This window comes from Spiroplasma endosymbiont of Dasysyrphus albostriatus (assembly GCF_964019495.1).
Lineage (GTDB): Bacteria > Bacillota_I > Bacilli_A > Mycoplasmatales > VBWQ01 > Spiroplasma_E.
In genome coordinates, this window is record NZ_OZ026447.1 from 134,696 (window position 1) to 148,431 (window position 13,736).

At 22.9% G+C, this 13,736-nt stretch carries 16 protein-coding genes; 7 read left to right on the forward strand and 9 right to left on the reverse strand.

Annotated elements, in window-relative coordinates; all coding sequences use genetic code 4:
• Nucleotides 1–2: 2 nt before the first annotated feature.
• Nucleotides 3–832, forward strand: a protein-coding gene (locus AACL11_RS00945) for an IS5 family transposase (RefSeq protein ID WP_338986605.1) whose coding sequence is annotated in 2 segments (ribosomal slippage) — nt 3–399 and nt 399–832 — 831 coding nt in all. Because the reading frame shifts where the segments join, the coding sequence is not laid out codon by codon here.
• Nucleotides 833–1,012: 180 nt separating this feature from the next.
• On the opposite strand, the gene AACL11_RS00950 is transcribed toward AACL11_RS00945, so the two are convergent.
• The 5 genes from AACL11_RS00950 to AACL11_RS00970 all read right to left on the reverse strand — a co-directional run bounded on the left by AACL11_RS00950 (nt 1,013) and on the right by AACL11_RS00970 (nt 5,369).
• Entirely contained in the window at nt 1,013–1,918 is a 906-nt protein-coding gene (locus AACL11_RS00950) for a hypothetical protein (protein WP_338987836.1), read from the reverse strand.
• Complete coding sequence (locus AACL11_RS00955; protein ID WP_338986865.1) at nt 1,887–3,182, reverse strand: hypothetical protein; 1,296 nt, start codon at nt 3,180–3,182, stop codon at nt 1,887–1,889. The genes AACL11_RS00950 and AACL11_RS00955 overlap by 32 nt, the downstream gene beginning before the upstream one ends.
• A 3-nt stretch (nt 3,183–3,185) precedes the next feature.
• Nucleotides 3,186–4,544 (reverse strand): hypothetical protein, encoded by a 1,359-nt coding sequence (locus tag AACL11_RS00960; protein WP_338987837.1) that lies wholly within the window; start codon nt 4,542–4,544, stop codon nt 3,186–3,188.
• Complete coding sequence (locus AACL11_RS00965) at nt 4,538–4,933, reverse strand: terminase small subunit (RefSeq protein WP_338987838.1); 396 nt, start codon at nt 4,931–4,933, stop codon at nt 4,538–4,540. The genes AACL11_RS00960 and AACL11_RS00965 overlap by 7 nt, the downstream gene beginning before the upstream one ends.
• A 160-nt stretch (nt 4,934–5,093) precedes the next feature.
• The gene (locus tag AACL11_RS00970) at nt 5,094–5,369 is read right to left on the reverse strand and encodes a hypothetical protein (RefSeq protein ID WP_338987839.1); all 276 of its coding nucleotides are present in this window, start codon (nt 5,367–5,369) and stop codon (nt 5,094–5,096) included.
• Nucleotides 5,370–5,582: 213 nt separating this feature from the next.
• Between AACL11_RS00970 and AACL11_RS00975 the strand changes: the two genes are divergently transcribed.
• The 3 genes from AACL11_RS00975 (at nt 5,583) to AACL11_RS00985 (ending at nt 8,056) form a co-directional block, all read left to right on the forward strand.
• The gene (locus tag AACL11_RS00975; RefSeq protein ID WP_338987840.1) at nt 5,583–6,770 is read left to right on the forward strand and encodes an Mbov_0401 family ICE element transposase-like protein; all 1,188 of its coding nucleotides are present in this window, start codon (nt 5,583–5,585) and stop codon (nt 6,768–6,770) included.
• A 144-nt stretch (nt 6,771–6,914) separates the two neighbouring features.
• Nucleotides 6,915–7,859 carry an APC family permease gene (locus AACL11_RS00980; RefSeq protein WP_422397934.1) on the forward strand — a complete coding sequence of 315 codons (945 nt, stop codon included), beginning with the start codon at nt 6,915–6,917 and terminating at the stop codon, nt 7,857–7,859.
• Nucleotides 7,860–7,894: 35 nt separating this feature from the next.
• A complete protein-coding gene (locus tag AACL11_RS00985) occupies nt 7,895–8,056 on the forward strand; it encodes a hypothetical protein (protein ID WP_338987842.1) in 162 nt (53 codons plus the stop codon).
• A gap of 17 nt (nt 8,057–8,073) precedes the next feature.
• Here the strand turns inward: AACL11_RS00985 and AACL11_RS00990 are convergent, their stop codons facing one another.
• The 3 genes from AACL11_RS00990 to uvrB are packed head-to-tail and all read right to left on the reverse strand — an operon-like array spanning nt 8,074 to nt 11,251.
• A complete protein-coding gene (locus tag AACL11_RS00990; protein ID WP_174481403.1) occupies nt 8,074–8,529 on the reverse strand; it encodes a methylated-DNA--[protein]-cysteine S-methyltransferase in 456 nt (151 codons plus the stop codon).
• A gap of 8 nt (nt 8,530–8,537) precedes the next feature.
• The gene (locus tag AACL11_RS00995; RefSeq protein ID WP_422397959.1) at nt 8,538–9,248 is read right to left on the reverse strand and encodes a CatB-related O-acetyltransferase; all 711 of its coding nucleotides are present in this window, start codon (nt 9,246–9,248) and stop codon (nt 8,538–8,540) included.
• Nucleotides 9,249–9,265: 17 nt separating this feature from the next.
• Nucleotides 9,266–11,251 carry an excinuclease ABC subunit UvrB gene (gene uvrB / locus AACL11_RS01000; RefSeq protein ID WP_338987844.1) on the reverse strand — a complete coding sequence of 662 codons (1,986 nt, stop codon included), beginning with the start codon at nt 11,249–11,251 and terminating at the stop codon, nt 9,266–9,268.
• Nucleotides 11,252–11,564: 313 nt separating this feature from the next.
• Between uvrB and AACL11_RS01005 the strand changes: the two genes are divergently transcribed.
• Genes AACL11_RS01005 through AACL11_RS01015 form a run of 3 tightly spaced genes read left to right on the forward strand, consistent with a single transcriptional unit; the run spans nt 11,565 to nt 13,351 of the window.
• Nucleotides 11,565–12,338 (forward strand): hypothetical protein, encoded by a 774-nt coding sequence (locus tag AACL11_RS01005; protein ID WP_338987845.1) that lies wholly within the window; start codon nt 11,565–11,567, stop codon nt 12,336–12,338.
• A 51-nt stretch (nt 12,339–12,389) separates the two neighbouring features.
• Nucleotides 12,390–13,169, forward strand: coding sequence for a hypothetical protein (locus tag AACL11_RS01010; protein ID WP_338987846.1), 780 nt, complete (start codon nt 12,390–12,392; stop codon nt 13,167–13,169).
• 44 nt (nt 13,170–13,213) lie between these two features.
• A complete protein-coding gene (locus AACL11_RS01015) occupies nt 13,214–13,351 on the forward strand; it encodes a hypothetical protein (protein WP_252320481.1) in 138 nt (45 codons plus the stop codon).
• 37 nt (nt 13,352–13,388) lie between these two features.
• On the opposite strand, the gene AACL11_RS01020 is transcribed toward AACL11_RS01015, so the two are convergent.
• Nucleotides 13,389–13,736: a PTS lactose/cellobiose transporter subunit IIA gene (locus AACL11_RS01020; RefSeq protein ID WP_252320479.1), complete on the reverse strand. Its 348-nt coding sequence runs from the start codon at nt 13,734–13,736 to the stop codon at nt 13,389–13,391.

Consider the following 13,736-nt stretch of genomic DNA (forward strand, 5'->3'; position numbering starts at 1 on the left):
TTATGATGTTTGATAAATTAAAAGCTATTAAAAATGCAGAACTATTAAGATTAACTGGTATAAATGAGATTGTTTTTAAAAAAATGATAGAAATTTTAAAAAAAGAAGAATTAAAAAAGTTTAAAAATGGTGGTACACCTAATAAATTAACTTTAGAAAATAGATTATTAATGACGTTAGAATATTGACGTGAATACCGAACATATTTTCATATTGCTAAAAGTTATGGAATTAGTGAAAGTAATTGTTATAGAAATATCAAGTGAATAGAAAATACTTTAATAAAACATCCTGATTTTCAGCAACTTAATGGAGCAAAATCATTGTTAAATAATAATTTTAAAGATAAAACAGCTATTATTGATGTTACTGAAAGCGCTATCCAACGCCCAAAAAAAGACAAAAGAAATATTATTCAGGAAAAAAGAAAAAACACACAATAAAAACACAAATTATAATTGAACAAGATAGTAAAAAAATTATAAGTTCTTATTTTTCTTGTGGTAAAAACCATGATTTTAAAATTTTAAAAGATTCAAAAGTTAAATTTTTATCACAAACAACTATTTTAGTGGATTTGGGATATCAAGGAATACAAAATATACATCCTAATGTTTTAATTCCAAAAAGAAAATCAAAGAAAATTCCTTTAACTAGAGAAGAAAAGAAAAATAATAAACAAATTTCAAAAATGAGAGTTGTTATAGAAAATATTTTTGCTATACTGAAAAAATTTAAAATTATTAGTGAAAAATATCGAAATAGAAGAAAAAGATTTGCTTTAAGATTTAATTTAATAGCTTCAATTTATAATTTACAACTTTTAAATTAAAAATCTTCAAAAATTTAATATTTTAAATTTTGTTATTTTAAATAATAATTTTTGTTCTATTTTAATGAAGAAAAAATAAGACATATTTTGAATAATAATTTTTAATAAATATTAAAAGTGTTATTAAAATAAAATTTTAAATTTAAAAACTATGATAATAATCACAGTTTTGCAAGAAGTCTATTGTCATGGAAATAATAATTTAGTTGGATATTGTCTATATTTATGTTCTTTAGTATTATCTGAAATATCAATATCTCTTCCTCATAATGCTATTGAAATAGGTTTTACTGAACCATAAAAAGATACTTGACAATGAGTAACTGGTAATGGAGTTAAATAATTACCATCCAAAACAATATTATTATTTTCATCTAATGCTGGTAATGCAACTGGGTCGCCAGGTGCACCTAATTGTACATATTGATTAATAGCTAATCCACTTGTTGCTAATTTATCATTTAAACTACTAAAAGTACATTGAATATATGCTAATTCTTTATTTTCATTATTATAAGTTTTACTAGCAACTTCTAGAATATATCACTGTCTATCAACTTTAATTGATTTATCAGTATTTATAACTTTATTAATTTCTGGAATCATATATAACTTATATAAATTTGCAACAATATTATTAATAAAATTAAAATTCTTTTTTTCATTTGGAATATTAATAACTACATTTTTAATTGCTTGTTCTTGAATAAAAGCATTATTTGCTGGTGTAGCACTATAAGTAATACCTAATTGGTCACTTAATATATTTCCATAAAATACATCACCAATTTGTAATTGTTTATATGCTAAATCTGGATTATCTTTATCTTGAATAGGATAATAAGAATGGTCTCAAACTGCTTGTATTGCTTCTCTACCAGTGAATATCTTACTAAAACTAGTATAATCATTAGGAATACTAGTTGGTGGTTTATAACCACCATTTGTTGAATTTATAGCACCTAAAATAATAGTAAAAGGACATACACGAAATTGTAAATCTTTATTTTGTGTAAAATCTTTTTCAATTTCACCTGTACTTTTTCAAACTGTTTTAATTAATTGATGATTTATTTTCGGTATCATTTTTAGTTTCTCCTAAAAAAGTATTATTAAATTCAATTTCTTCTTTTTGATATTTTCTATTTTCTTCAATAATTTGTTGTGCTTCTTCTTCACTAACACCATATCTTTTAACAATAATTCTTTTAATATTAGTAATTCCTAATCTTAATTCAACTTCATCAATTTCAAGTGATTTTAATCTATCTGTAATAGTATTTTCTTTAATTTCAAATGTTCATTTAGATTTATCACCATCTAATCCCATTAAAATAAAACATCTTTGAAATATTTCATTTCAATCACTTTGATTTAAAGTTCTTTTAATTCTTGTAGTTTCCATATCTCTACTATTTGTAATTAATACTTCTGCTTCTGTTTTTTGACTTGTAGTATCATTTACTGGACTATATCCACTACCTTCAAACGCTTTATCAATAATAAATTGTATAAAATCTGCATATTTATCTAATACTGGATTACCTTGTATTATGGCAATTGGTGGTGTACCACTAGTACTTCCCGGACTTCTTAAATTTGCTTGTAATACAAAATCACCAAATAATTCATTCATATCAATTGCAGTTGTAGTTTGATTTATTTCTTGTTGAGTAATATCTGCAAATACTCTTGAACGATTATATTTAAGTTCTTTTCAAATAATTTCAAAGGTATGATTTAATAATTTTTGTAAGCCTTTACAAGCAGTCATATCTGGATAATAATCACCAATAACTCCACCAAAGAAATTCTTTTTAGGTAAATTTTGCATAAATTTAACTGGTATAATACCTAAATTATGATTTTCTATTAATGGTAATTTTAAATCTTCACTTATTTTTTCTTGTAAACCATCTAAAGTAACTGTATCACTAGTAAAATATCTAATAATTTGATTTGGAGTATATGTTGTTTTAACATAAATACTTTGGTCATCATATTGTACTCTTGACCATGTTGATGCACTATATTCAGTTTCTAATACTCTAGCTACTCTTGATTGAGCATATGGTTGAGCAAAATTTAATGCTATTCTTCCAGTTTTACTTCTATCAATTTGCACAATACTATAACCATAACCGGATTTAATATGACAATCTTGATAAAATAATGAATCTAAATTATTTCATTCTTTTAATTTTTCAATAGCATTTTTATATTCTGGATGTTCACTTGTTAAAGTATAACCATTACCTCATAATAATTTACTTGCATGATTTGCTATTATTTCTTGAAGATTTATCATACATCACTTAGCAGTTAATATTTCAGTATTATGATTATTCATATGTTACTTCCTTTCAAAATAAGGATTTATATTTGCACTTAAATTTCTAATATATGGTTCTATAGCATAATCAAAAGCATCACGTAAATGGTCGTTACCCGGCAAAGGTATTTGTTTAATACTTTTTTCATCTCATATTGCTAATCTAAATTCATCTAATAATTCTTGTGCATTCATACTTATATTTAAGCGTTCTGAAGCCATTAAAGCCACATTCTTACCTATTCTAAACTCTAACCTTAATTTCACACAATCTTTAAAATAAAGCCATAAATTAACGTTATATTTAATTGCTGTATCATTTAACATTTCAATAAATGTATAATTACTAAAATCACAATATACTGTTAAACCATATTCATATAACAAATTATTTTCTTTTGCTAATTTAATATAAAACTCTACTACTAATCTTGCTAATTGTTTATTATCATAACGTACTAATTTATTTTCTATTTTTAAACAATCAATAACATTAACAAATTTAAAATTATAATCAAAACCTATTAATAAACATGCTAAAGCATCATCTTTAAACCCATAATCTAATCCAGCACTAAATCTATAACTTGGTTGTAATAAACGTGATATCTTATGAATTAAATGTGTATATATTCCACCAGATTCATAACCTACTAAACCATGACTTCTGACTCTTGCAGATATTGGGTCTAGAGCTTCTAATTCTAATAAACTTTCACCTTCATGTTTTGGTAATAAATAATTAAGTTTTCAATTTTGATAATGAACAATTCTTTTATCTTTTTCATTAAAATAAAATTGTTCATATTCATTAATTATTTGTTTTTCATTTTGTGGATAATAAGTAACTACATTTTTAATATAATAATTTAAAATACTTCAAGGATTACAACTATTAATTTCTAGTAATTGACTACAACCACGTATAGCATCTGCCATATCTTGTCAATCTTTTTCAGCAATTTGATGTGCTTCATCAACATGTCTAATTACATAATCATATTTTGAATTATCTGGTAAACCAGTTAATTTAATTTCACTATTATTTTGTTTATATAAAGCACGACATTCAATTTCACTATCTTTATATTTAATAGTTTTACGTGTTTCAGAAAGTGTATAATCTAACCCAATTGCAAATAATACTCATCTATTTTTTAATTGATTTCAAGTATCATATAATTGTTCACTCATATTTCTAAAAACATAAGTTTTAACTTTTGTATTAGGTAATACAGTTGCTTTACATTCAAAATCAAAATCTTGAATAGTTTTACCAGATTTACGACTACCTAATTGGTCAATTCTTTTTACAGTTAAAGATTTTTTATAATACATTTGTTTTAAAATATCATTAAGATAACCAAAATGTTCTAACATTTATTTTTACTCTTATTTTCTAAACTAATTGCTATAGGGGTGGTATTATCATTATTTTTTATATCAATTTTAGTAGATAAGTGATATTTATTAACATATGCTCTTTCTAAATATCATGAAGAATTAGAAGAGTGTGACTTTAAATATCTTTGTAAATTTAAGTGTTCAATTTGAGAATGCGCTCAATTAATTTGTTGTAAAAAAGTATTTCTCTTTTTTTCTTTTCATTTTTTTAAAGTATTTTCAGTTATATCTAAATAAATTAACATTCCTAATTTAGTAGGTATTTCATCAAACTCTTTACAATGAATAAAATAATTTTCTAATGATTCTCTTAATTTTGTAGCATCATTAAAAATTGTTCTTATTTTTATTTTTTCTTCTTGCACATAAAAATCTCCTTTCATATGCTTTAAAAACACAAAAATTTATGATATAATTAATATAATCTTTAAGTTAAGTCTGACAAAAATAACTTATTAACTTTATTAATTACTTCATATATTTTTTTATTTAATTTTTATAATATAATTATAACAAAAAATAGCATTACACTGCTATTTTTTTATTTCTTTTTTTAAATTTAAACATTTTCTTAATTTTATTTCCTAAACTTTTTCAAAATTTAAATTCTGGATTTTGTTTTTTATATATAATCATACAACCAATAAAAGTTCCTATAATATTAAGAAAAATAGTTAAGAATAATACTCCAAAAACTTTATTTTTTTCACATAGATTTCAACCATATAAACCTATAAACCCTAAAATACTAATTATAAATATTCCTAATAATATTCATCATGCAATATATTCCACTTTCATTTTCCTTTTCTATTTATATTTTTCTTTATTGTACATTATTTTATTAAAAAAGAAAAGATAACTAATAAAAGTTATCTTTTAAACGTAAATAGAATTTGCAGTTTATTTTATCGTTCTTTAATATTATACTCTAAAACAAAACATTTTTCAACAATAATTTAGTAAATTTGTTAGAATAGTTAGGAAAAAAAATAAATAGAAAGGTGTTAAAAAATGTTTAGTTTTAAAGAATTTCTAAAATCTGAAATCACTAATATTTTAGCAAAATATTTTCAAAAAATCCATGATTATGATGAATATTTTTTTCTAAATAGAGATAAAAATCAATATAAAGTTGCTTGAACATGTAATAGAACAGTAAATACTCCAATTGGAATGGATACTTTTAAACAAAGAGTTTATTGAGATGAAATAAATAAAAAAACTTATTATCCAATTTATGAAGAATTTGGTATTAAAAAAAGAGCAAGAATTACTAATGATTTATATTTTGCAATATTAGATAATTTAATTGAAAATTTAATATCAAAAAAAGGTTATTTTAATATTCAATCAGAATTTAAATATACTTCTTTTTCTAAAAATCTTATTTCAAGAATTTTTAAAAATGTAAAAATTGAAAAATTTATACCAGAACAAAAATTTAAAGTATTAGATAATGAAAAATTAAATATATGTGCAGATGATGCTTATATAACTTGTTGAGATGAAAATGGTTTAAAACAACAATATTGTTGTAGACTTTTAACTTATAATTTAGGAAGAAAAGAAATTTATTCATATAGAAATCAATTACAAAAGAAAATAACTTCATTTATGTTATTTAAAACTAATAATGCTCCAAAACAAGAAGAATTACATAATTTTACAATGCAAACTATTAATAATTATTATGATATTAAATTAAATATATTTGCTATTAATTGAGAATATAATAATTATAATTTAGTAGTTGCTGGTGATGGTGCATTATGAATTAGAGCAATGGCTAGTTGATTGGGTTGTTATTATATTTTAGATAAATATCATGCTTATAGTTATTTATGAAAATCTTTTGTTAATGTTCGTGGTAAACATCAAAAGAAAGCACTTGATTGAACAAATTATTTAGATGTAACAACTACTTTTTCAAATGGTAGTTATAATCAATTAATTACTATTTTAGAAAATAATCATAATAAAGTTACTAAAAAAACTTATAATTATTTTAAAAATAATGAACAAGGAATTATTAATCAAAATGCTTCATGAAATATAGGATGTAGTGCTGAAAGTGATGTATATCATTTTTTAAAATCTTTAACTAATGGAGCAAAAATATATAATTATCAAACATTAAATAATATGTTAATAGCAAAAGCAAATTATTTAAATACTAGAAGTTATCTTAATAGTACTTAATAAGTTAAAACTTAATATTTTTTATTTCTAATTTTAAGATTAGAATTTTTGTGTTATTTAAATGTAATTTTGAAATTATATATTTTAATATTTTTAAAATATATGTTATAATTAAATTAACAAATCATAGAATTTGCAGTTATATTGTTAATGTTACTCATAATTCTAAGGGTTAATCTCATACGTCCTGCCGTTGCTTCTGCTACTTTAGCATTAGGTAATATTATTGGTACTTTAGCTCATATTACTAACCAATGGTTGATAAAATTATTTGGAATTTTAATTTTATTTGCATTAGCTATAGTCCAAATATTTATTAAAAATAGTTCTGGAAAAACACAAATTATTTTTACAATTTTAAAAGGATTACCAATTACTTTTGTTTTATTTATTGCTATGATTTATGGCAATACAGATAGCTTTAATAGTGAAATAGTTCAAAAAGATTTATCAAAAATTTTTCTTGCAACTTATGTTTTATTACCAGCAACAACAATGACACTATTTGCCTATTCAGGAATTGAAGCAATAACTTATGTTACTGAAGAAGTAGAAAATCCAAGAAAAAATGTACTTTGAGCTTTAATTGTTGCAACAGGACTAATTATCTTTTTATATTTAATACTATTAATTGCTTTGTTAACTATTAATGAACCACTTTCATGATTAGATAAAAATAAAGAATTTAGTAACGTTTGATATTATGCTATTATCAATAATCCTAATATTCCTCGTGTTTTAGCTTATATTTTTTCAGGACTAGCAATTTTATTATTTGTTGGTTCACTAAATGCATTTCTACTTTATCAATCACGTTTAATTTTTAAAATGAGTGAAGAAAAAGATTTGTTTAAATTTTTTCAAAAAACAACTAAAAGAACTAATATACCATGAGCTGCTATGTTACTATTAATATTTGCTGCTTTAATTTATATTTTATGAAATCAATTGTATGAAGTAACTAATTACTTTATTATTGCTATTAGTTTTTTAAAATTAATTGTTAATTCAGTCATTATCTTTTTAAGGCGCAAACATCCAGACTACCAAAAGATTTTTAATAATTTTTCATTATTATTGGTTATTTAGGAGCAATAATTGCTATTGTTGGATCATTTTTAGCAATGTATTATTATGGTACACAAAATAATAATATGTGAGCATTATGAAATTCACTAATTTTAATTGCTGTTATGTTAGCAGGATATCCCGTTTATTATATTAAAAATTATGTAGTTAAAATTGTTAACAATTTTAAAAATCAAAAAAAAGATAATCAATCATAAAAAAATAATCTTATACCTTATTTACTTTCTTGTGCTAATAAAAAATTTTTAATATGAGCACCATAAAGATAATTAACAATATTCTTATTTTTATTAACAACACGATGACAAGGAACAATAATTGCTAATGGATTTTTACTTAAAGCTGAACCCACTGCCCTACTTGCTTTTGGATAACCTATCTTTTGTGCTAATTCTTGATAAGTTAAAGTTGTCCCAAATTGAATAGTACAAGTTTTACTCCATACTAATTCTTGAAAAGGAGTTCCTTTTAAAGCTATTGGTAAGTTAAAATCACTTAATTTTTTATCAAAATACATTGCTAGTTGTTTTAAGCAATTAACTACCACTATATTACTACTATCCTTAGCAACTTGACGAGTATTAACAAAACTAACTTTTACTACTTGTTCTGCAACTACTATGATTTCAATTAAACCTATTTTAGTAGTTAAATAACCATATTTTTTCATATTTTTTATTACTCTTTTATTTTATTTAAACTATTACTTTCTTTTACAAGTTCTTGTAATATTTTATTATCAAAATTTTGTTTTAACAAATCTGAATTTTCAACAATCTTTTCAATAGATCAATCTCACCATTTTATATTTTGTAATTTTTGAACTATTTTTTTAGAAAAACGATATTTTATAATTTTAGCGGGATTACCACCAACAATAGCATAAGGAGGCACATTTTTTGTAACTACACTTTTAGCTGCAATTACTGCCCCATTACCAATAGTTACCCCTCTTAAGATTGTCACATCATGACCAATTCAAACATCATTTTCTATCACTGTTGGTGATTTAATCGGAAATTTATCTAATTTATCTTTTTCTGTAACTTCTGATAAATTTAATGATTTATAAAATAATGGTAAAGGAAATGTTGAAACTGCACAATAATTATGATTGCCACCATTCATTATAAATAAAACACCTTGTGCAATTGAACAAAATTTACCAATAATTAATTCATCATCTATCATATTTGGAAAATGATAAATTATATTTTTATTTTCAAAATCAATAGCTGCTTGCTCACCATTAAAATCATGATAATAAGTATAATCACCAATAAAAATTTTAGGTTTAGTAATATAATTTTTTATTAAAAATATTGTTGGTATATGAGGATTAATTTTAGTATTTGGACTTATCAAAATACCTTTTTGTATTTTATCGATCAACTTATTTTACTCCTTTATTTTTCACTTTCAATATTCAAAATTAAATCACGAAGTGAAGCTGCCTTTTCAAAATTTAAATCTTTAGCTGCTTGTAACATTTCAACTCTTAAATCAGCAATTATCTTTGTTTTAGCAGCTATTTTTGTTTTACCTTTACTTGAATTTAAAATTTTTAAATCAACATCTAATTCTCTAGTACTTACGATTTCACTCAACGGTTTTTTAACAGTAACTGGTACTATATTATGTTTTTTATTATAAGCAAGTTGAATTTCTCTTCTTCTTTGCGTTTCTTCAATTGCTTGTGTCATTGCCTCTGTCTTAATATCTCCATATAGTATAACATGACCATTAACATTTCGTGCTGCACGACCAATAGTTTGGATTAATGATTTAGTATTACGTAAAAAACCAGATTTATCAGCATCCAAAATACAGATTAATGACACTTCTGGTACGTCTAATCCTTCGCGTAATAAATTAATACCAACAATAACATCAAAAACACCTTTTCTTAAATCTAACAAAACTTTAGTACGTTCTAATGTTTTTAATTCATTATGAATATAAGCAACTTTAATTTTTTGTTCTTGTAAAAAATTTGATAATTCTTCTGCCATTCTAATTGTTAAAGTAATAATAAATACTCTTTCATTATTTTTTGTTCGTAATTTTATTTGATTAATAATATCTTCCATTTGATTTTTAGTTGGTTTAATTTCAATTGTTGGATCTAATAAACCCGTGGGACGAATAATTTGTTGAACTGGTACATTAAAGGGTTCAACTTCATTTTTAATTAAAGATAATTCATAATCAGCAGGAGTTGCTGAAGTATAAATAACTTGCTTTAACTTATTAGAAAATTCATTAAAATTTAAAGGACGATTATCCAAAGCACTAGGTAAACGAAAGCCATATTTTACTAATGTTTCTTTTCTGCTACGATCAGTATTATACATTCCTCTAATTTGCGGTAATGTCATATGAGATTCATCAATAATTGTTAAAAAATCATCTGGAAAAAAATCAATTAAAGTATATGGTGCTGAACCCACTTCTCTATTTTCTAAATGACGAGAATAGTTTTCAATACCACTACAAATACCAAATTCTTTTAAGGACTCTAGATCGTGTTCTGTTCTTTGTTCTAATCTTTGCGCTTCTACTAACATATTATTTTTTCTTAGTTGTGCTAATGTTATTTTTAACTCTTCAGTAATTTTAATAACTGCCTGATCAACACGACTTTTACTAGTAATATAATTTTGCGCAGGAAAAATTGTAATAAAGGGAAAACGTTCTAAAACATTAGCGCCTAATGTATCAATACGTGCTATTTCTTCAATTTCATCACCAAATAAACTAATTCTTAAATAAAATTGATCATTTCAAGATGGAGCTAACTTTATTAAATCACCTTTTGCACTAAAACTATTCGGTTCTAATGTAATATCATTACGTACATATCCATTTTTAATTAGTCTTAATAATAAATCTTTTCTATTAATTTTTTGTCCTTTTCTCAATTCAAAAAAGTTATCTTTATATGCTGTTGGTTCTTGTTCACCATAAATTGCTGCTACTGATGCTACAACAATAACATCTTTACTAATAGATAAACCATTTAAAGCACTTAATCTTAACATTTCAATTTCTTGATTTTGTTTAGAATTTTTATCAATATAAGTATCGGTTTTTGGTAAATATGCCTCGGGTTGATAAAAATCAAAATATGAGACAAAATATTCAACGCGATTTTCAGGAAAAAAAGTTTTCAATTCTCCATATAATTGCATAGCTAATGTTTTATTATGTACTAAAATTAAAGTTGGTTTTTGCACTTGCACAATAACATTGGCCATTGTAAAAGTTTTACCCGTACCAGTGGCTCCTAATAATACTTGGTATTTAATATTATTTTTAATAGCTACTACTAATTTTCTAATTGCTTCAGGTTGATCACCTGTTGGTTTATAAGGCGCTTTTAATTTAAACATAACTTTATATTCCTTTAAAACATTCTATATACAATACCATATTATTTTAAATAAAATAATAATAAAACTTTTATATAATTAAAATTATTATAAAACAATATAAATACTATACTTATTTTTTGATTTTTATAAGTATAAAAAATTATAATAAATTTCTTAAAAAATTTAAAGTTTAGTTATCAAATAAATCCAATGTTTAAAATTGACTTATTATCGTTTATATTTTATTTTACTTAGAATATAGTAAAATTTTAAACAGATAATTAAAATAATTTTTATATAAAGTAAAAAAAACTAAAAAGGAGGAATGATTATGAAAACACTATTAACAGCAGTAAGTCTTTTAACAGTTTCATCATCAATTGGAAACTTAAATTCTATTTTAAACACCGAAATTAAAACTACAAATATTTCAAAAAATGAACCAATAAAATATGATGGTGAAAATAAAATTATTACTAACTATGAAAATCAATATGAACTTGCTATATCGTATATATACATTAATAACAGTACTTTAGATACTTGATTTAAACTTTTTTCTTTAAATGACCTTGAAAAATTAAGAGAAAAAATATACTACGATACCATAAAATTTCCTTATCAAGGAAATAATTGACCAAAACCTAATATATATAAATTATCAAAAATGTTAATGAATGTTCTTAATTATTTAACTAGTATACGTGGATACAATACATACGGAGTTGAACTATGTTACTATTTTGGAAGTTTGTTTAGTAAAAAGCCACAATTTTCACCAAATACTCACGATAAAAATATAATAGAAAAATATTATAAATTTTTATGACATGATACTTTAAAAATTGCATTAAGTCGATATGAATGACAAAAAATTTTAAATACTAATAAAAATATAACTGAAATTTTTAATATTATTTCTAGATTTCCCGAATGAGATGCAAGTGGTTGAAAAGGTTATATTTCAAACGAAGATTTATATACTTTATCTGAAAAAATTATTGAGAATTTTAATCAATTAAAAACTAAATTCGAAAATAGTAATACAGGATGAAAAGTAGTAACTAACACTACTGGCTCATGAACAGAACTTGAACAAGAATAAAATAATATTTTATTTTTTTCTAATTAATAATTAAAAAAAGGAGGAATAATTATGAAAACATTATTAACAGCAGTAAGTCTTTTAACATTTGCAACAACCACAGGAAACTTAAATTCTATTTTAAGCACCCAAATTAAAACTACAAATATTTTAAATAATGAACCAATAAAATATGATGGTGAAAATAAAATTATTACTAACTATGAAAATCAATATGAACTTGCTATATCGTATATATACATTAATAACAGTACTTTAGATACTTGATTTAAGCTTTTTTCTTTAAATGACCTTGAAAAATTAAGAGAAAAAATATACTATGATACTTCATCTTTTCCTTATCAAGGTAATGGATGAGAAAAGATTAGCATATATGAATTAACTGAAAAATTAATAAATAATTTTTCATCTTTAATTAATGTACGTGGATATAATACCTATGGAATTATAGTAACTTATCATGAAGCACCTAAGGAATTATTTTTTCTAGCACCACAATTTTCACCAAATACTCACGATAAAAATATAATAGAAAAATATTATAAATTTTTATGACATGATACTTTAAAAATTGCATTAAGTCGATATGAATGACAAAAAATTTTAAATACTAATAAAAATATAACTGAAATTTTTAATATTATTTCTAGATTTCCCGAATGAGATGCAAGTGGTTGAAAAGGTTATATTTCAAACGAAGATTTATATACTTTATCTGAAAAAATTATTGAGAATTTTAATCAATTAAAAACTAAATTCGAAAATAGTAATACAGGATGAAAAGTAGTAACTAACACTACTGGCTCATGAACAGAACTTGAACAAGAATAAAATATACTTACAAAAAAAATAATAAGAAAGAGAGAAAAAATATAATGTTTAAAAAATTTAAAGAAATTTTCAAAAAGAAAAAATGACATTGTGATTATTGTAAAGAAAATTATCCTCTACTTTGTCCAATTAAAGGATTAGAAAAAGATGGAGAAGATTTTGAAAAAAAACCAAAAGATTAATTTTATACTTTAAATAAAAATAGGCATTTGCCTATTTTTATTTTTTTCTGTTTATAAATTGATATAAATTAATAAATTCTTTACTAATTTCAATCATCATTTGTGTTGTTAACAAATGATCTTCAGAATGCATAAACAACACTGAAAAAGATAATTGATAACCTTTACCTTCTTCAACAATGACGCTCATATGTGATTGCAAAGCTTTAGTAATATTATCATTTGCTTCATCAATCATTTTTAATGCTGTTTCAAATTGTCCTTCCTTAGCGAGAGTAATTGCTTCTATTGCTAAAGATTTTGCTTTTCCGGCAGAAGAAATTATTTCAAGTGAAATTTTTTCAAAATCAATATTATTACTTTTCTCTTTTTCTTTAATGCTCAT